15 protein-coding genes are annotated in these 19,101 nt (G+C 71.7%); 12 read left to right on the forward strand and 3 right to left on the reverse strand.

The window, feature by feature from the left end; all coding sequences use genetic code 11:
- The first annotated feature begins 39 nt into the window (after positions 1 to 39).
- The 6 genes from OG823_RS12565 (at position 40) to OG823_RS12590 (ending at position 9,849) form a co-directional block, all read left to right on the forward strand.
- Positions 40 to 1,191, forward strand: a complete 1,152-nt coding sequence (locus OG823_RS12565) for a sensor histidine kinase (RefSeq protein ID WP_371479574.1) — start codon at positions 40 to 42, stop codon at positions 1,189 to 1,191.
- A 403-nt stretch (positions 1,192 to 1,594) separates the two neighbouring features.
- Complete coding sequence (locus OG823_RS12570; protein ID WP_371479575.1) at positions 1,595 to 5,350, forward strand: multifunctional oxoglutarate decarboxylase/oxoglutarate dehydrogenase thiamine pyrophosphate-binding subunit/dihydrolipoyllysine-residue succinyltransferase subunit; 3,756 nt, start codon at positions 1,595 to 1,597, stop codon at positions 5,348 to 5,350.
- A gap of 237 nt (positions 5,351 to 5,587) precedes the next feature.
- Positions 5,588 to 7,516, forward strand: a complete 1,929-nt coding sequence (locus OG823_RS12575; protein WP_371479576.1) for a protein kinase — start codon at positions 5,588 to 5,590, stop codon at positions 7,514 to 7,516.
- A 52-nt stretch (positions 7,517 to 7,568) separates the two neighbouring features.
- On the forward strand, positions 7,569 to 7,748 hold the full coding sequence (locus OG823_RS12580) for a DUF6104 family protein (RefSeq protein ID WP_371479577.1): 180 nt from the start codon (positions 7,569 to 7,571) through the stop codon (positions 7,746 to 7,748).
- 159 nt (positions 7,749 to 7,907) lie between these two features.
- On the forward strand, positions 7,908 to 8,804 hold the full coding sequence (locus tag OG823_RS12585) for a DUF4097 domain-containing protein (RefSeq protein WP_371479578.1): 897 nt from the start codon (positions 7,908 to 7,910) through the stop codon (positions 8,802 to 8,804).
- A 1-nt stretch (position 8,805) separates the two neighbouring features.
- Complete coding sequence (locus tag OG823_RS12590) at positions 8,806 to 9,849, forward strand: helix-turn-helix transcriptional regulator (RefSeq protein WP_371479579.1); 1,044 nt, start codon at positions 8,806 to 8,808, stop codon at positions 9,847 to 9,849.
- 72 nt (positions 9,850 to 9,921) lie between these two features.
- Here the strand turns inward: OG823_RS12590 and OG823_RS12595 are convergent, their stop codons facing one another.
- Positions 9,922 to 10,884, reverse strand: a complete 963-nt coding sequence (locus tag OG823_RS12595) for a zinc-binding dehydrogenase (RefSeq protein ID WP_371479580.1) — start codon at positions 10,882 to 10,884, stop codon at positions 9,922 to 9,924.
- A gap of 112 nt (positions 10,885 to 10,996) precedes the next feature.
- Positions 10,997 to 12,193 (reverse strand): NADP-dependent malic enzyme, encoded by a 1,197-nt coding sequence (locus OG823_RS12600; RefSeq protein ID WP_371479581.1) that lies wholly within the window; start codon positions 12,191 to 12,193, stop codon positions 10,997 to 10,999.
- A gap of 582 nt (positions 12,194 to 12,775) precedes the next feature.
- Between OG823_RS12600 and OG823_RS12605 the strand changes: the two genes are divergently transcribed.
- The 5 genes from OG823_RS12605 (at position 12,776) to OG823_RS12625 (ending at position 17,629) form a co-directional block, all read left to right on the forward strand.
- Positions 12,776 to 13,711, forward strand: a complete 936-nt coding sequence (locus OG823_RS12605; protein ID WP_371479582.1) for an ABC transporter substrate-binding protein — start codon at positions 12,776 to 12,778, stop codon at positions 13,709 to 13,711.
- Positions 13,712 to 14,118: 407 nt separating this feature from the next.
- Entirely contained in the window at positions 14,119 to 15,057 is a 939-nt protein-coding gene (locus OG823_RS12610) for an ABC transporter substrate-binding protein (protein WP_371479583.1), read from the forward strand.
- A gap of 45 nt (positions 15,058 to 15,102) precedes the next feature.
- Entirely contained in the window at positions 15,103 to 16,089 is a 987-nt protein-coding gene (locus OG823_RS12615) for an amino acid ABC transporter permease (RefSeq protein ID WP_371479584.1), read from the forward strand.
- Between the two features lie 44 nt (positions 16,090 to 16,133).
- Positions 16,134 to 16,886: an amino acid ABC transporter ATP-binding protein gene (locus OG823_RS12620; protein ID WP_371484446.1), complete on the forward strand. Its 753-nt coding sequence runs from the start codon at positions 16,134 to 16,136 to the stop codon at positions 16,884 to 16,886.
- A 113-nt stretch (positions 16,887 to 16,999) separates the two neighbouring features.
- The gene (locus OG823_RS12625) at positions 17,000 to 17,629 is read left to right on the forward strand and encodes a CGNR zinc finger domain-containing protein (protein ID WP_371479585.1); all 630 of its coding nucleotides are present in this window, start codon (positions 17,000 to 17,002) and stop codon (positions 17,627 to 17,629) included.
- Here OG823_RS12625 and sodX read toward each other — a convergent pair.
- Entirely contained in the window at positions 17,613 to 18,053 is a 441-nt protein-coding gene (gene sodX, locus OG823_RS12630) for a nickel-type superoxide dismutase maturation protease (RefSeq protein ID WP_371484448.1), read from the reverse strand. The two genes, OG823_RS12625 and sodX, sit on opposite strands and share 17 nt — an antisense overlap.
- A 185-nt stretch (positions 18,054 to 18,238) precedes the next feature.
- On the opposite strand from sodX, the gene sodN reads away from it, so the two are divergent.
- Positions 18,239 to 18,634, forward strand: coding sequence for a superoxide dismutase, Ni (sodN, locus tag OG823_RS12635; RefSeq protein WP_371479586.1), 396 nt, complete (start codon positions 18,239 to 18,241; stop codon positions 18,632 to 18,634).
- Positions 18,635 to 19,101 lie beyond the last annotated feature (467 nt).

Genomic DNA, 19,101 nt, shown 5'->3' on the forward strand with positions numbered 1-19,101 from the left:
GCCGCCACGGGGAATTCGTGGGGACCAGGCAGAGGACACATGACCTTTCCACAGCAGCGCAACGGGGACGGCAGCGCCGCCACGTCCGGGAGCACGAGCACCCGGCCGCCGAATCTTGCCGCCCGGGCGGCCCGCCGCGTCTGGGCCGACATCCGCCCGCTCGACCCGGTGCGCTCGATCAAGGGCAAGCTGACCCTGCTGGTGATCGTCTCGGTCTTCCTGGCCAGCGGCATGGTCGTGGTGGCCATCCGCTCGGAGACCCAGATCCGGATCATCATGATCTTCTCGATGATCGCCTCCCTGCTCTTCATGCAGTTCCTCGCGCACGGGCTGACGGCCCCGCTGCGCGACATGACCCTCGCCGCCCGCGAGATGGCCGGCGGCGACTACAGCCGCCGGGTCGAGGTGTCCTCACGGGACGAGATCGGCGAGCTGGCGGCGACCTTCAACAAGATGGCCGCCGACCTGGAGGCCTCCGACCGGCACCGCCGTGAGCTGGTCGCCAACGTCTCGCACGAGCTGCGCACGCCGATCGCCGCGCTGCGCGCCGTGCTGGAGAACGTGGTCGACGGCGTCGTGCAGCCCAATCCGGCCACCCTCGGCGCCGCGCTGGAGCAGACCGAGCGGCTCGGCCGCCTGGTCACCCACCTGCTGGACCTCTCCAAGCTGGACGACGGCGTCGTCCCGCTGGACGCCCGCCCGTTCGAGGTCCAGCCGTTCCTGGCCGGAGTGCTGCGCGGCGTGACGGTGGACGGCGCGACCGCCGGCGGGGCGTTCTCCCGGCGCGGGGACGTCCGCCTGGTGCTGGAGGTGGACCCGGCCGGGCTGAGCGGGACGGCCGACCCGGAGCGGCTGCACCAGGTGGTCGCCAACCTGGTGGACAACGCGTGCAAGCACTCCCCCGCCGGCGGGACCGTGACGGTCCGCGCGCGGCCCTCCGGCATCCCGGGCGGCCTGCTGCTCGAGGTGGAGGACGAGGGCCCGGGCATCCCGGTGCAGGACCGCAGCCGGGTGTTCGAGCGGTTCGGCCGCAGCGGCACGGCCACCGCGCAGGGTCCCGGCAGTGACGGCGGAACCGGCCTCGGGCTGGCGATCGCCCGCTGGGCGGTCGACCTTCACGGCGGTGAGATCGCGGTCGCCGAGGCCGCCCGGGGCTGCCGGATCGAGGTCCGGCTGCCCGGCCCCCGCTAGAGCACGTCCGCCAGGACCGGGCCGCCCGCGGCCCGGTCCTCCGCGGTTCCGCCCGGGTCAGCGCCCGCGGCCTGCGGCGGCCCGGCGACACACCGCCATGGCACCATCGGGACAAATGTCACAGAATTGGGACATAGCAACGCCACTGCCCCGACGTCCGCGATCCGAGACGCTCAGTGGCCAAGATTTGTCCGCTTTTAGCAGGATAAGAGCACTGATCGGACCCGATCACTTCCCCCTGACTCAGAACTTCTAACGTACATTTTCAGCCAAACCGCAGGTCGGGACTGTGATCTGGGTGACGCCTGGCCTCTGGGGACTGCGCGATGCCTGGTCAGGGGCGTAGCCTTAATCACCGCTGTCCAACCATCCCTTAAGGAAGCGGAAGAGGGCGGTTGCCGCCGTGTCGCCACAGTCCCCTGAAACCCCCAACAGCTCGGCCCCACGCACCACGACGAAGCCTTCGGGCTTCGGCCCCAATGAGTGGCTCGTCGACGAGATCTACCAGCAGTACCTCCAGGACCCGACCTCGGTCGACCGAGCCTGGTGGGACTTTTTCGCCGACTACAAGCCCGGTACCGAGGTGACTCCAGTGACCCAGGCCGCGACCCAGGTCGGCCCCACGCCGACCCCCGTTGCCGCCCCTGCCCCTGCTGCCGCTCCTGCGGCGCCCGCGCCCGCTGCCCCCGCCACCCCGGCGCCCGTGCAGCAGGCCCCCGCGCCTCTCGCCGCAGCACCGGCCGCCCCGCCGGCCCCGAAGGCCGCGGCCCCCGCCGCGGCTCCGGCGCAGGCCGAGGGCCCCGAGTTCGTGCCGCTGCGCGGCCCGGCGAAGGCCGTGGCGACGAACATGGACGCCTCGCTGGAGGTGCCGACGGCGACGTCGGTGCGGGCGGTGCCCGCGAAGCTGTTGATCGACAACCGCATCGTCATCAACAACCACCTGCAGCGCGCCCGCGGCGGCAAGGTCTCCTTCACGCACCTGATCGGCTACGCGCTGGTGCAGGCCGTCAAGGCCAGCCCGGGGATGAACCACAGCTACCAGATCAAGGACGGCAAGCCGTTCCTGGTCAAGCCCGAGCACGTCAACCTGGGCCTGGCCATCGACCTGGTCAAGCCCAACGGTGACCGCCAGCTCGTCGTCGCCGCCATCAAGAAGGCCGACACCCTCGACTTCTTCGGCTTCTGGCAGGCCTACGAGGACATCGTGCGCCGGGCCCGCGCCAACAAGCTGACCATGGACGACTTCACCGGCGTCACGGTCTCCCTCACCAACCCCGGCGGCATCGGCACCGTCCACTCCGTGCCCCGCCTGATGCAGAACCAGGGCACCATCGTCGGCGTCGGCGCCATGGAGTACCCCGCCGAGTTCCAGGGCTCCTCCCCGGACACCCTGGCCAAGCTGGGCATCTCCAAGATCATGACGCTCACCTCGACCTACGACCACCGCGTCATCCAGGGCGCCGCCTCCGGCGAGTTCCTGCGCACCATCCACCAGCTCCTGCTGGGCGAGCACGGCTTCTACGACGAGATCTTCGAGTCGCTGCGCATCCCCTACGAGCCGGTCCGCTGGGCCACCGACGTCGCCGCCACCCACGACGACGAGGTCAACAAGACCGCCCGCGTCATCGAGCTCATCCACTCCTACCGGGTCCGCGGCCACCTCATGGCCGACACCGACCCGCTGGAGTACAAGCAGCGCAAGCACCCCGACCTCGACGTCGTCGAGCACGGCCTCACCCTGTGGGACCTGGAGCGCGAGTTCGCCGTCGGCGGCTTCGGCGACCAGAAGATGATGAAGCTCCGCGACATCCTCGGCCTGCTGCGCGCCTCGTACTGCCGCACGGTCGGCATCGAGTACATGCACATCCAGGACCCGAAGCAGCGCAAGTGGCTGCAGGGACGCCTGGAGAAGCCGTACACCAAGCCCGAGCGCGAGGAGCAGCTGCGGATCCTGCGCCGGCTGAACTCCGCCGAGGCGTTCGAGACCTTCCTGCAGACGAAGTACGTGGGGCAGAAGCGCTTCTCGCTGGAGGGCGGGGAATCGCTCATCCCGCTGCTGGACGCGACGATCGACGCCGCCGCCGAGCACCGTCTGGACGAGGCCGTCATCGGCATGGCCCACCGCGGGCGCCTGAACGTGCTGGCGAACATCGTCGGCAAGCCGTACGGCAAGATCTTCGGTGAGTTCGAGGGCAACCTCGACCCGAAGTCGATGCACGGCTCCGGCGACGTCAAGTACCACCTGGGCTCCGAGGGCACCTTCACCGGTCTGGACGGCGAGACCATCAAGGTGTCGCTGGCCGCGAACCCCTCGCACCTGGAGACGGTCGACCCGGTCGTCGAGGGCATCGCCCGGGCCAAGCAGGACGTCCTGGACCAGGGCGGCACCACCTTCCCCGTGCTGCCGATCCAGATCCACGGTGACGCGGCGTTCGCGGGCCAGGGCGTGGTCGCCGAGACGCTGAACATGTCGCAGCTGCGCGGCTACCGCACCGGCGGCACCGTGCACGTCGTGGTCAACAACCAGGTCGGCTTCACCGCCGCCCCGGCCTCCTCCCGCTCCTCGATGTACTGCACCGACGTGGCCCGGATGATCGAGGCGCCGATCTTCCACGTCAACGGCGACGACCCGGAGGCCGTGGTCCGCGTCGCGCGCCTGGCCTTCGAGTTCCGCCAGGAGTTCCACAAGGACGTCGTGATCGACCTCATCTGCTACCGCCGCCGCGGTCACAACGAGGCCGACAACCCCTCCTTCACCCAGCCGCTGATGTACGACCTGATCGACGCCAAGCGCTCGGTGCGCAAGCTCTACACCGAGGGCCTGATCGGCCGCGGCGACATCACCATGGAAGAGGCCGAGCAGGCCCTGCAGGACTTCCAGGGCCAGCTGGAGAAGGTCTTCTCCGAGGTCCGCGACGCCGCGCAGACGCCGGTCGCCGCGGCCAACGGCAAGCCGCAGGCCGATTTCCCGGTCAACATCCAGACCGCCATCTCCCAGGAGATGGTGAAGCGGATCGCGGCCTCCCAGGTCAACCTGCCGGACTGGCTGACCGTCCATCCGCGCCTGCTGCCGCAGCTGCAGCGCCGCGCGGCCTCGGTCGAGGACAACACCATCGACTGGGCGATGGGCGAGACCCTCGCCATCGGCTCGCTGCTGATGGAGGGCCACCCCGTCCGCCTCGCCGGACAGGACAGCCGCCGCGGCACCTTCGGCCAGCGCCACGCCGTGCTCATCGACCGGGTCACCGGCGAGGACTACACCCCGCTGCTCTACCTGACCGAGGACCAGGCCCGCTACACCGTCTACGACAGCCTGCTGTCGGAGTACGCGGCGATGGGCTTCGAGTACGGCTACTCGCTGACCCGCCCCAACGCCCTGGTCATGTGGGAGGCGCAGTTCGGCGACTTCGTCAACGGCGCGCAGACCGTCGTCGACGAGTACATCGCCTCCGCCGAGCAGAAGTGGGGCCAGCACTCCGGTGTCACCCTGCTCCTGCCGCACGGCTACGAGGGCCAGGGACCGGACCACTCCTCCGCCCGCCCCGAGCGCTTCCTCCAGCTGTGCGCCCAGAACAACATGACGGTCGCCATGCCGACCCTGCCCTCGAACTACTTCCACCTGCTGCGCTGGCAGGCGCACAACCCGCACCACAAGCCGCTGATCGTCTTCACCCCGAAGTCGATGCTGCGGCTGAAGGCGGCGGCGAGTGCGGCGGACGAGTTCACCACCGGCTCGTTCCGCCCGGTCATCGGTGACACCACCGTGGACCCGGCAGCGGTGCGCAAGGTCGTCATCACCGCGGGCAAGTTCTACTACGACGTGGCCGCGGCCCGCACCGAGCGCGGCGTCACCGACACCGCCATCGTCCGCGTCGAGCGCCTCTACCCGCTGCCCGTCGCCGAGCTCCAGGAGGAACTCGGCAAGTACGGCGAGGACGTCCAGTTCGTCTGGGCCCAGGAGGAGCCCGCCAACCAGGGCGCCTGGCCGTTCATCGCGATGAACCTGGTCGACCACCTCCAGGTGGTCGTCGGCCGCAGCGCCGGCGGCGCACGGCTGCGCCGTGTCGCCCGCACCTCCTCCTCGGCCCCGGCCGTCGGCTCCGCCAAGCGGCACGCCGCCGAGCAGCAGGCCCTGCTGGAGGAGATCTTCACCATCTGACCCCGGTCGGTACCGAAGGGCCCGGCCCCCGCACGCGCTGCGGGGGCCGGGCCCTTCGGCGTCGGCGGGCCGTATTTCGCCGGCATCCCGTCAAAGTCCCAGCTCTGCAACCAAACGACGGACCGCTTGGGGGCGGAGCTGACGGGTCGATAGGTTATGGCGGTCACACTGCCGCGCCGTGCCCGTCACCCGCGCGCGGCGGTCGCCGTACCTCACCGTTTCAGGGGGACCACCCACATGACCGCCGACACGCCCCGGGACGCCGCCGCCCCGCTTGCGCCCGTCTTCCAGCCGCTGCTGCCCGAGGATCCGAGAGAGGTCGGGGGCTACCGGCTGTTCGCCCGGCTGGGTGCGGGCGGGATGGGGCGGGTCTACCTGTCGTACACGCCGGGCGGGCGCCCGGTCGCGCTGAAGGTGGTGCGCCCCGAGTTCGCCGAGGACTTCGAGTTCCGGCGCCGCTTCGCCCAGGAGGTCACCAACGCCCAGCGCATCCACGGGCTCTACACCGCCCAGGTGATCGACTCCGGACTGGACGCCGACGCGCCCTGGCTGGTCACCGCGTACGTGCCCGGCCCCTCCCTGCAGCAGGTGATCCGCGAGCACGGCGCACTGCCGGTGCGTACCGTCCTGTTGCTGATGGGCGGCATCGCGGAGGCACTGCAGGCCATCCACAGCGTCGAGGTGGTGCACCGCGACCTCAAGCCCGCCAACGTGCTGATCGCCGGGGACGGCCCCCGGGTGATCGACTTCGGTATCGCCCGCGCCGCCGACGCCACCGCGCTGACCGGCACCGGCTTCCGGATCGGCTCCCCCGCCTTCATGGCCCCCGAGCAGGCCCAGGGCCGGGCGGTCACCCCCGCCACCGACGTGTTCGCGCTCGGCGCGCTCGCCGCGTACGTCGCGGGCGGCACGCCGCCGTTCGGCGAGGGACCGGAGACCGCCGTGCTCTACCGGGTGGTGCACGAGCCGCCGGTGCTGGACGGGGTGCCGGCCGATCTGCGCCAGCTGCTGCTGCGCTGCCTGGCCAAGTCGCCGGAGGACCGCCCCAGGCCGGCCGAGATCATCGAGATCGCCCGCGACCACCCCGCGGTCGGCGGCCAGCTGCGCTTCGCCGACGACTGGCTGCCCCAGCAGATCAACACCGAGATCACCCGTCGGGCGGACCTCCCGAAGACACCCCCGACGCCGCTGCCCGTCGCGGCGCAGACCCCCGCCCCGCCGACGGCGGCCCCCGCCGTCGCACCGCCGCCGCCCGCCACCCTGCCGGCCTTCACGCCCCCGCCGGCCGCCCCGCCGCAGCCCCGGCAGGGCTTCGTCCCGCCGCCGCTCGGCTCCTACGGGGCGCCGCAGCCCGCTCACGAGGCGCCGACCGGCCCGGTGATCCCCACCCCGCCGACCGTGCAGGTGCACCAGCAGCCGTCCTTCGACACCCCGCCGCCGGCGCCGGTGCTGCCGGACACCGCCGCGGCCTCGTCGCAACCCCGTCGCAAGGGGGTGTCCTGGAAGGTGCTGCTGACCGTCGCTCTGGTGATGGCGGTCGGCGGCACGGCCGGCGGTGTGGCCCTGGTCAAGCAGATGGACAAGGGATCCGGGCCGAGCGACACCGCCGGCGGCGCCGGTCCGCAGTCCACGGCGAGCTCCCCGGCCGCCTCTCCCGCCGAGCACTCCCCGGCGGCGCTGCCCGCCGACGACGGCTCCCCGAGCGCGGACGACGCGGTCGCCTCCGACGACGCCTCGGCCTCCCCCGGCCCGGCCGCCGGGGGCTCGGCCTCGCCGCGCAAGGGCCACTACACCGCGGTCTACACCGACAAGGAGGGGGTCGCGCCGAGCAGCAGCTACAACTTCGACCTGCTCACCGGCAAGGTCGTCTCCAGCGAGGTCTCGCTCTCCTGGGACCTCTCGCCCAGCTACAGCCACTTCAACTGGCCGAGCGGCACGGACGCGTACATCGCCCGGGCCGCGACGCTGAGCCCGGAGGAGTGCTCGGCCGCCATCGACCAGGAGCCGGTGGCCGACCTGAAGTACGACGACCTGCCGCAGGGCAAGTACTTCTGCCTGCGCAACCGCAGCAACCTCAACGTGGTGATCGTCAAGGTGCTCGAACAGGGCAACACCAGCTCCGGCGCGGTCAAGCTCTCGCTCAGCTACTACCGCAACGACGGCTGATCCGCCCGGTCTATCCTGACCTGGTCAGATCCCCACCGGACCGGAGCGCACCGTGTACTTCACCGACCGCGGCATCGAGGAGCTGGCGAGCCGGCGCGGCGAGGAGGAGGTCACCTTCGAGTGGCTGGCCGACCGCCTGCGCGAGTTCGTCGACCTCAACCCCGACTTCGAGATCCCGGTCGAGCGGCTGGCCACCTGGCTGGCCCGGCTCGACGACGAGGACGACGAGTAGACGAACGGCCGGCGAAGGGCCCGGGAGGCGGTTGCCTCCCGGGTCCTTCGCGTTCCCACCGACGCCCCGCCGGGGCACTTGACTTCCCCGGCACGCGATATATCGTGTTCATCAGTGGGACGCGATACATCGCGAACCGTAACGGGAGGCGGCACACTCATGAGCCAGTGGACGGTCAGCGAGCCTGACAGGATCACCATCGACGAACCGGTCACCGCCCTGCACGTGCGGATCATCGACGGCACCGTGAACGTGGTCGCCGCCGAGGGTCCCGCGCGGCTGGAGGTCACCGAGCTGGACGGCGAGCCGCTGCACGTCACCCTTGAGGACGGCGTGCTGACGGTCACCTACAAGGACCTGAGCTGGGGCGAGTTCACCGAGACGGTGAAGTCGGTCCAGTCCGTCAAGCACTTCTTCGCCTCGCTACGGCGCAAGCGCCGGGCCGTGGTCTCGCTGGCCGTCCCGGCCGGCTCCGACGTGCGGATCGGCACCATCGCGGCGCACGCCACCGTCTCCGGCGTCTCGGGCCACGTCGCCGTGCACGGCGCCAGCGGCGGCACCACCCTGGTCGGCCTCTCCGGCCGTACCGAGGCCAACTCCGTCTCGGGGGACGTCGACGTGCAGTCCGTCTCCGGTGACCTCAAGGTCAAGACCGTCTCCGGCGGGATCACCGTGGTGGCCGGCACCGCCGACCGGCTCTCCGCCAACTCGGTGAGCGGCGCCGTCACCCTCGACCTCGACGTGGAGACCCCCTCCGAGATCAAGGTGAACACGGTCAGCGGCGCGGTGGGCGTGCGGCTGCCCTCGCTGGCCGACGCGAAGGTCGAGGCGGGCACCAACAGCGGCGACGTCTCCAGTACCTTCGAGCAGCTCAAGGTGAACGGCACCTGGGGCGCCAGGAAGCTCTCCGGCCAGCTCGGTGACGGCAAGGGCAGCCTCCAGGTCACCACCGTGTCCGGCGCCGTCACGGTGCTGCGCCGCCCCGAGACCGAGGACGACGGCCCGATCGTGGTCAAGGAGCTCCCGGCCGGGCCCGACCTCACCAAGGAGTCCTGAGATGACCCCCGTCTTCGGCCACGGCCGGCTCCGGCTCTACCTGCTCAAGCTGCTGGACGAGTCCCCGCGGCACGGCTACGAGGTGATCCGCCTGCTGGAGGAGCGGTTCGAGGGCCTGTACGCGCCCTCGGCCGGCACCGTCTACCCGCGGCTCGCCAAGCTGGAGAAGGAGGGCCTGGTCAGCCACAGCACCGAGGGCGGACGCAAGGTCTACCGGCTCACCGACGCGGGCCGCGCCGAGCTGGCCTCCCGCCAGGGCGAGATCGCCGAGCTGGAGGTCGAGATCCGGGATTCGGTGGCCCAGCTGGCCGGTGCCATCCGTGAGGACGTCCGGGACAGCGCCAAGGACCTGCGCGAGGAGCTCTGGGGTGCGGCCCGGCAGGCACCCCGGGCGGAGCCCTCGGCCGGCGGGGACCCGTGGGCCGGACCGTGGGGCGACAAGGACGCCTGGCAGCGCGCCAAGGAGGAGTTCGCCCAGTTCAAGACGCATGCCAAGGAGCAGGCCAAGCGCGCCAAGGAGCAGGAGAAGGCCGCCAAGGCCAAGGCGAAGGCCGCCGAGGAGGAGGCCCGCCGGCTGCGCGAGCAGTCCCGGGCCGCGCGCACCGCCGCCCAGCAGGAGGCGCTGCGGATCAAGCGGCGGGTCGAGCAGCAGGTCCGCGAGCACGCCGCGCGCGGCGACTGGCCGACCGGGCTGGCCGAGGGTCTCTCCGAACTGACGAAGGGCCTGGCCGGGCTGGCGGACGCCGCCAGGTGGGGCCACCCGACCACGTCCGCGCCGGCCGACGACGAGGAGATCCGGGTCACCCGGATCGACCTCGACAAGGACGGCCCCGCGGCGGACGGGCGACCGGCCGCCGACCTCCCCGCCTGGACGGCGACCGACCCCGCGGGCGAGCCCGCCCGGGAGCTGGAGCGCCTGCTCGACCGCTTCCGCGACCAGGTCAGGGACGCCGCCCGGGACGGCGGTGTGACGGCCGAACAGCTGGCCGGCTCCCGCTCCGCCCTCGCGGCGGCGGCCGAGCGGCTGCGCCGGCTGCTGGGCTGACCATGCCCACGGCGGTGGGCCCGGTACCCCACCAGGGGTACCGGGCCCGCCGCCGTGGGGGCGCCGCGCCGCCTAGGGCGTCAGCACGATCTTGCCGAACACCTCACCCCTGGCCAGCCGCTCGAACCCGTCCCGGGCCCCGGCCAGCGGCAGCACCGAGTCGATCACCGGGCGGACGCCGCCGTTGGCGCAGAGCGCCAGCAGCCCGGCCAGCTCCTCCTTGGTGCCCATGGTCGAACCGACCACCTTGAGCTCCAGGAAGAAGATCCGGTTGAGTTCGGCTGCCTTCGGGCTGGCGCCCGAGGTGGCGCCGGAGATGACGATCGTCCCGCCCGGGCGCAGGGACTTGACGGAGTGGGACCAGGTGGCCGCGCCGACCGTCTCCATCACCGCGTCCACCCGCTCGGGCAGCCGGGCACCGCTCTCGAACGCGGCGTCGGCCCCGAGGCCGAGCGCCCGCTCGCGCTTGGCCCCGTCCCGGCCGGTGACCCAGACCCGCAGGCCGGCGGCCTTGCCGAGCACCACCAGCGCCGTCGAGACGCCGCCGCCGGCGCCCTGCACCAGGACGGTGTCGCCGGGCTTCACCCCGGCGTTGGTGAACAGCATCCGGTAGGCCGTCAGCCAGGCGGTGGGCAGGCAGGCCGCCTCGGCGAAGGAGAGCTCCGCGGGCTTGGGCAGCAGGTTCCAGGTCGGCACGGCCACCTTCTGGGCGAACGTGCCCTGGTAGCGCTCCGTCAGGATGGAGCGCGGCTCGGCCGGACCCACGCCGTGGCCGCTCTGGCCGATCACGGAGTGCAGGACCACCTCGTTGCCGTCCTCGTCGACGCCGGCCGCGTCGCAGCCGAGGATCATCGGCAGCCGCTCGGCGGGCAGGCCGACCCCGCGCAGGGACCAGAGGTCGTGGTGGTTGAGCGTGGCGGCCCGGACGGTCACCACGCTCCAGCCGGGTCGGGCCACCGGCTCGGCCAGCTCGCCGACCTCCAGCCCGCTCAGGGGGTCGTCGGCGTCGATACGTGCAGCGTAGGCAGCGAACATGTCACGGACCCTAGCGGCGGCGGCCGGGGCCCGGAACCACGCGACGGTGTGACCCTTGCCGCGTGTTCCGGGCCCGCGAGTACTGCTAGGCCGTGTCCGGCACGGCCCGGGGCTAGCGCCGCGCGACACCCTCGCGGCGGGCCGCCTCGGCCACGGCCTTGGTGACGGCCGGGGCCACCCGCTCGTCGAACGGCGAGGGGATGACCCTCTGCGGCGTCAGCTCCTCGGCCACGACTCCCGCCAGGGCCTCGGCGGCGGCCAGCTTCATGCCCTCGGTGATCCGGGTGGCGCGGACCTGCAGCGCTCCCGCGAAGATGCCGGGGAAGGCCAGCACGTTGTTGATCTGGTTCGGGAAGTCGCTGCGGCCGGTGGCCACCACGGCCGCGTACCGGTGCGCGACCTCGGGGTGGATCTCCGGGTTCGGGTTGGCCATCGCGAAGATGAAGCAGCCCTTCGCCATGGTGGCGACGGCCTCCTCCGGCACGGTGCCGCCGGAGACGCCGATGAAGACGTCCGCGCCGTTCAGCGCGTCGGCCAGCGAGCCCTTGAGCCCGGCCCGGTTGGTGACCGCGGCGATCTCGGCCTTGACGTCGGTGAGGTCCTCCCGGCCCTGGTGCACCACGCCGCGACGGTCGCAGACCGACACGTCGCCGATGCCGGCCGCCACCAGCATCTTGGCGATCGCGATGCCGGCCGCGCCGGCGCCGGAGATGACGGCCCGCAGGTCGCCGATCTCACGACCGGTCACCTTGGCGGCGTTCCACAGGGCCGCGGTGGAGACGATCGCGGTGCCGTGCTGGTCGTCGTGGAAGATCGGGATGTCCAGGGCGTCCTGCAGCCTGCGCTCGATCTCGAAGCAGCGGGGCGCCGAGATGTCCTCCAGGTTGACGCCGCCGAAGGAGGGGGCGAGCCGGACGACCGTCTCGACGATCTCGTCGACGTCCGTGCAGGCCAGCGCGATCGGGACGGCGTCCACGCCGCCGAACTGCTTGAACAGGATGGCCTTGCCCTCCATCACGGGGAGCGAGGCCTCCGGGCCGATGTCGCCGAGCCCGAGCACCGCGGTGCCGTCGGTGACGACCGCGACCACGTTGGACTTCCAGGTGTAGTCGTTCACCAGCTCGGGCTGCTCGGCGATGGCGGTGCAGACCCGGGCGACGCCCGGGGTGTAGGCGAGGGACAGATCGTCCGCGTCGCGCACCGGCACCGTGGCCCTGACCTCCATCTTGCCGCCGCGGTGGAGCGCGAAGACGGCGTCGACGGGGTCGATGGTGTCCTGGGTGTTGGGGTGGATGATCTCCGCTGCCACGATGACCTCTTCGTCATTGATCAGCGAGAGCGCGGTCCGACGGGCCGGCGGCCCCGTCCAGGGAAGCTGGAAACCGGGTACGCCGAAGCGGACCCGGAACGGGGTCGGGGCGCTGCCGTCGGGCGGCGCCCTCGGGGTGAGGGTTTTGGGTCTTATGTCTGCGCTGTGCTTCCGGGCCTGAGCGTAGGTCGGACGAAGGCATCGCACCTGTGCCTTTTCGTCCTCGTCACGTGCTCTTCATCCCATTGACGGCCACTTGACGGGTCGGGTATCGGAAGGACCCGGCCCGGCGACGACAACGGGGGAACAGCACACACACCCGCAGGAGTGAACGCAGACACGGAGGGGAGCCGGTGCCTCGGATACGGAGCCGGTGTCTCGGGCTTCCGGTCCTGCGCACCCCGAGTCTGTCGCGACTCGGCGGTCTGTGTTCGGGCTTCGGGGGTCACCCGATACCAGATTCTGACACACCCGCCGCCCGTCCCATCGGAGCGGGATGCGAGGATCCCCTTTTTGGCCACCCGCCCGCACACCCCTGTGGACCCGAAGTGGCATCACCTCTCCTACCGGAGGAGTACCGCCTTGCACCACCACCCTCACGCACGACAGCACCACCGCCGGTCCGTGCAGACCGGCGCCGCCCTCACCGTCGCCGCCGCCCTGCTGCTGGCCGGCTGCGCCGGCCAGGGCGCCGCCAGGACCCCCCAGGACGAGGCCAGGGCAGCCGTTCCGCAGGCCCTGCGCAGCGCCGGCGTCCTGCGGGTCGGCACGGACCTGAACTACCCGCCGGTCGAGTTCCGCGGCCCGGACGGGAAGCCGGCCGGCCTCGACCCCGATCTCGCGAACGCGCTCGGCGACCTGCTCGGCCTGCGGGTCGAGATCGTCGACACCCCGTTCGACAAGCTGATACCGGGGCTCAACGACAAGCAGTTCGACATCGCGATGTCCGCGCTCAGCGACGTCCCGCAGCGCCGGGACGGCACCGACGACGCCGGCAAGCCGACCGGACAGGCCGGCGTCGACTTCGTGGACTACTTCATCGCCGGCACCTCGATCCTGGTGCCGAAGGGCAACCCGAAGGGCGTACGGACCCTGGAGGACCTCTGCGGGACCACCATCGCCCTGCAGCGCGGCACCACCCAGGACGAGCTGCTCGGCCGGCAGGCCGCCGCGTGCGCCCGGCTGGGCAAGCCGCTGCAGATCCACCGCTTCGACAGTGACGCCGAGGCGCTCGCCGAGGTCGCCTCCGGCAAGGCGGTGGCCGGCTTCAACGACTACCCGGTGGCGGCCTACGCCGCGAAGACCACCGACGGCGGCAACCGGTTCCAGGTGGCCGGGGCCCAGTCCCAGTCCAGCCCCTACGGAATCGCGACGGCCAAGAGCGAGACGGCCCTGCGGGACGTCCTGGCCACGGCCCTCAACCAGCTGATCCGTAACGGCGAGTACGGCAAGATCCTCGCGAAGTGGGACATCGCCGACGGAGCGGCCCAGACGGCGGTGGTCAACGGCGGCCTGTGATCCGCCGCGCGCGGCGCCCGGGCGGGTCTACCGCTCGGGCGCGACCAGCTCTGCATACTTATACACAGGGTGACAGGGACACGGTATTCGTCCGAATAGCGGACAGCAACCCCCCTCGTTATCCGATTTTGATCTGGATAAGGGCATTCTTGCGGTCATCTGATGACAGGATTCCCAACAACTCGGACTGAACCGGCCACTGGTCGCGACGGTTCGGTCGGCGTCCACCTCGGCGGAGGGTGGCGGAGCAGTACCCGGCACCACCTGCAGACCCCGGCCGGCCCGGACCGGCCCGTACACCCGTACGGAACCCGTACAGCGCCGTACGGCCCGCCGGATCCCCCGGTGCACCGCTTCCCCCGGCGGCGCACTCCGCCCGCCCTCTCCCTCAGGAGGAGATCTCCCCCATGACCGCCCGTACCCTGCGCACCCGCCTTCTGCTGGCCGGTGCCGTCCTCGCCTCCGCCTCGCTGACCCTGACCGCCTGCGGCAGCAGCGGCTCCGGCGGCAGCAGCGCCGGCTCCAGCGGCGCGAGCGCCGGCGCGAGTGTCGCCGCCGTCACGGCCGACCCCAAGCTGGCCGCCCTGGTGCCCGCCGACATCAAGGCCGGCGGCAAGCTGGTCGTCGGCGCCGACGCCTCCTACGCCCCGAACGAGTTCCAGGACGACAAGGGCACCATCGTCGGCATGGACGTCGACCTGGCCAACGCCGTCGCCCAGAAGCTCGGCCTGAAGGCGGACGTCCAGAACGCCGGCTTCACCGCGATCATCCCGGGCATCGGCGCGAACAAGTACCAGCTCGGGATGAGCTCCTTCACCGACACCAAGGAGCGCGAGCAGACCGTCGACATGGTCACCTACTTCACCGCGGGCACCGCCAGCGCGGTCAAGAAGGGCAACCCGGACAAGATCTCCGCCGACGACCTCTGCGGCAAGAAGATCGCCGTCCAGACCGGCACCACCCAGGCGGACGCGATCACCGACGTGATCAACCCGGCCTGCGTCAAGGCCGGCAAGCCGACCGTCCCGAACAACGGTGACAAGTTCGACCTGCAGACCGACGTCACCAACGCCGTGGTCTCCGGCCGCGACCAGGTCATGATGGCCGACTCCCCGGTCATCGACTACGCGCTCAAGCAGACCGAGGGCCAGCTGGAGAAGCTGGGCTCCACCACCGACTCCGCCCCGTACGGCATCGCGCTGGCCAAGGGCTCCGCGCTCACCCCGGCCGTCCAGGGCGCGGTGCAGGCGCTGATCGACGACGGCACGTACAAGCAGATCCTGCAGAAGTGGGGCGTCGAGGCCGGCGCCGTCGACAAGGCCCAGCTCAACGCTGCCGTCAGCTGACCCTCGTCGTCCTCGTTCCACAGCGACCTGTTCTGAGGCCACAAAGTGAACTCTCTCCACAAGGGGCCGGCGGCCCCGGGACGGCCTGATGTCATCAAGGCCGTCCCGGTACGCCACCCCGGACGCTGGGTCGGCGCGGCGGTCATCCTGCTGCTCGCGGCCATGCTGATCCACGCCGTTCTGACCGTTCCCGCCTTCAAGTGGGATCTCGTCGGCCACTACCTGTTCGACAGTCGCATCCTGCACGGCCTGGTGGTCACCCTGGAGCTGACCGCCCTGTCCATGGTGATGGGTGTGGTCGGCGGCATTCTGCTCGCCGTGATGCGGCTCTCGCCGAACCCGCTGCTCTCCGGCACGGCCTGGGTCTACATCTGGGTGTTCCGCGGGACTCCCGTGCTGGTCCAGCTGGTGTTCTGGAACTTCCTCGGCGTGCTCTGGGCCAAGATCTCGATCGGCGTCCCGTTCGGCCCGGCCTTCTGGTCCGAGCAGACCAACGTCCTGATCCCGACCTTCGTCGCGGCCCTGCTGGGCCTCGGGCTCAACGAGGCCGCCTACATGGCGGAGATCGTCCGCGGCGGTATCCAGTCGGTGGACGAGGGTCAGCTGGAGGCCTCCCAGGCGCTCGGCATGAACCGCTTCGACGCCATGCGGCGGATCATCCTGCCACAGGCCATGCGCGTGATCATCCCGCCGACCGGCAACGAGACCATCTCGATGTTGAAGACCACCTCGCTGGTCAGCGTCATCGCGCTGGAGGAGCTGTTCCGGGCCGGGCAGAACATCTACTCGCGCAACTTCCAGAGCATCCCGCTGCTGATCGTGGTCAGCCTCTGGTACCTGTTCCTGACCTCGATCCTCACGATCGGGCAGTACTACATCGAGCGGCACTACGCCCGCGGCTCCAACCGCTCCCTGCCGCCGACGCCGGTGCAGCGGCTGAAGAGGCTGGTGGGCGGCGGCCGGCCGGCACCGGAACCGAAGGCCGCGGACGCGGCCGTCCACGGCGGCGGCGAAGACGGAGGTGCGGCATGACCGATCCGACGGAGATCCCCGGTGGCGTGACCGCCACGGGCCCGATGGTGAAGGCCGAGGGCGTGCACAAGTCCTACGGCCTGGTCGAGGTGCTCAAGGGCATCGACCTGGAGGTCCGGCAGGGCGAGGTGTTCTGCCTGGTCGGCCCGTCCGGCTCGGGCAAGTCGACCTTCCTGCGGTGCATCAATCACCTGGAGAAGGTCAACGCCGGCCGGCTCTGGGTCGACGGCGAGCTGGTCGGCTACCGCCAGAAGGGCGACAAGCTGTACGAGCTCAAGGACCGCGAGGTCGCGATGAAGCGTCGTGACATCGGCATGGTGTTCCAGCGCTTCAACCTCTTCCCGCACATGACCGCCGTCGAGAACGTCATCGAGGCGCCGATCCAGGTCAAGGGCGAGACCAAGGCGGCCGCCCGGGAGCGGGCGATGGCGCTGCTGGAGCGGGTGGGGCTGGCCGAGAAGGCCGGGAACTACCCGTCCCAGCTCTCGGGCGGCCAGCAGCAGCGGGTGGCCATCGCCCGTGCGCTGGCCATGGAGCCCAAGCTGATGCTCTTCGACGAGCCCACCTCGGCGCTCGACCCCGAGCTGGTCGGCGACGTCCTGGACGTCATGCGGGGGCTCGCCGAGGACGGCATGACGATGATCGTCGTCACCCACGAGATGGGCTTCGCCCGCGAGGTCGGCGACGCGCTGGTGTTCATGGACGGCGGCGTGGTGGTCGAGTCGGGCAACCCGCGCGAGGTGCTCACCAATCCGCAGCACGAGCGGACCAGGGCGTTCCTCTCCAAGGTGCTCTGACCCCTCGGTCACCCGGCGCCCGGCAGGCCCGTCCTGCCGGGCGCCGCCGCGTTCGCCCCCGGAGGTAATAGGCTGGAGGCACCTCACCCGTTACCGGCCCCGGAAGGACCACCGTGGAGCTCGCCTCCTACGCCGACTACGCCGTCCGGCTCGTCAACAGCGAGCAGCCGTGGCGCGGTACCGACGAGCTGACCTCGGTGGACGCCGTCCGGGCCCTGTTCGGCAGCCCCTCGCGCGCCGCCTCGCTGGCCGACGAGTCGGACCTGCCCCGGCTGCGGGCCGCCCGCACCCGGCTGCGCGGCGTCTTCGAGGCGGCCGCCGAGGGGGACGAGGTCCGCGGGGTCGACCTGCTCAACAGCCTGATGGTCGAGTACCCGGTCAGCCCGCTGGTCTCCGGCCACGACTACCTGGACGAGAACGGCCGCCCCCGCTGGCACCTGCACCTCGCCGACAACGCCCCGACCGCGGCCGCCAACTACACGGCGGTCGCCTGCATGGGCCTGGCCATCCATCTGACCGGCCTCGGCGCCGACCGGCTCGGCATCTGTCAGGCCGCGCCCTGCCGCAACGCCTATCTCGACACCTCCACCAACCGGTCGCGCCGCTACTGCTCGGACCGCTGCGCGACCCGCGCCAACGTCGCCGCCTACCGGGCCCGCAAACGGCAGGAGGCGCTGGAGGGCGAGGCCGGTACCGGCCGCACCGCCGCCGTGGCCTCGCCCGCGGCTACCGCTCGGGGCTGAGCCAGACCCCGAGCCTCCGCGCCAGCCCGGGAACCCGCGCCAGCGGACCGGCCAGCAGCGTCCGCTCCAGTCCTCGCGAGGGCGCCAGCCAGGCCGGCCGGGGGCGGACCCTGAACAGCACCCGGCCGAGCACCAACTCGTCGGGTACGGCCCCGAACTGACGGCTGTCGCTGTCGACCGGACGATTGTCCGAAAGCAGCCACCAGCCTCCCCGCCGGCGACCGTCGGCCCGTTTCACCAGGGTCAGGTCCTGCTGCAGCGGGTGCCGGAACAGCACCACCGCGCCGGGTCTGATCCGCGCGCCGTACCGGACCACCACCAGGTCGCCGTCGTGCAGCGTCGGCACCATCGACGGCCCGGCCACGTCGGCCACCCCGAACGGCAGCGGCCCGCCGCCGGGCGGACCGCCCACCGGCTCCTCCATGCGCCCCACGCCCAACCTCCTCCGGTTCACGGCGTCCAGTGTCCCGCACCGGGGCCTCGCCACCCCTGTCCGAAATCAACCGGTTCGGTCTCCGTCTTTGGCCCTAGGCCCCAGGGGCTGCCGCGAAACCCGGCGCCGGGCGGGGTAATCTCGGCCCGGGAAGACGATCTAATGGAAGGGCTCCCATGTTCTCTCGTCTGTTTGCACCTCGCGCCACCGCCCACGCCCACTGCGACCTGCCCTGCGGTGTGTACGACCCGGCCCAGGCCCGTATCGAGGCCGAGTCCGTGAAGGCCACCCAGGAGAAGTACCTGGCCAACGAGGACGCGCACTTCCGCGCCCGCGCCATCATCATCAAGGAGCAGCGCGCCGAGGCCGTCAAGCACCACATCTCGGTGCTGTGGAGCGACTACTTCAAGGCCCCGCACTTCGAGAAGTACCCGCAGCTGCACCAGCTCATCAACGACACCCTGAAGGCCGCCTCGGCCACCAAGGCGTCGACGGACCCGGCCACCGGCCAGGCCCTGCTCGACCTCATCGCCGAGGTCGACAAGATCTTCTGGGAGACCAAGCAGGCCTGACGCCCGGTCCGGGCACATCCGCCCGGCCGGCGCCGCGCGCCGCTCGACGAAGCCCCCCGCCCTTACGGGCGGGGGGCTTCGTCACGCCGTCAGCAGGCCGACCGGGCCCCGGACTGACCGTGCGTCGGACGGCCGGGGCGACGGTGCGGGGCGGGCGACCGGAGCCACCGTCCGGAGCGACGGTCCGGCGGCCGGGCGGAGCCACGGAGCCGCCATGAGCGGTCCCCGGCCGTGGGCGCCGGGGCCGCCCGCCCCGCCCCGGCACCGCGCGGTCCGACGCCGCGCGCCCCCTCGACCGCGTCCCCTCGTGCCCGTACCCCGTACCCCGCCCGCCGTCTGCCGTCCGCCGTCCGCCGTCCGGGACGGCTGGAGGAGCCCGGTCCGGGTGTCGTCCGGAGCGGGTCGCCCGGGGCTCCCGGGCGTAGGCTCGTGGGTACGGGGAAAGCCACCGGACGAAGGAGTACGAC

The sequence above is a fragment of the Kitasatospora sp. NBC_00315 genome, from assembly GCF_041435095.1.
Classification (GTDB): domain Bacteria; phylum Actinomycetota; class Actinomycetes; order Streptomycetales; family Streptomycetaceae; genus Kitasatospora.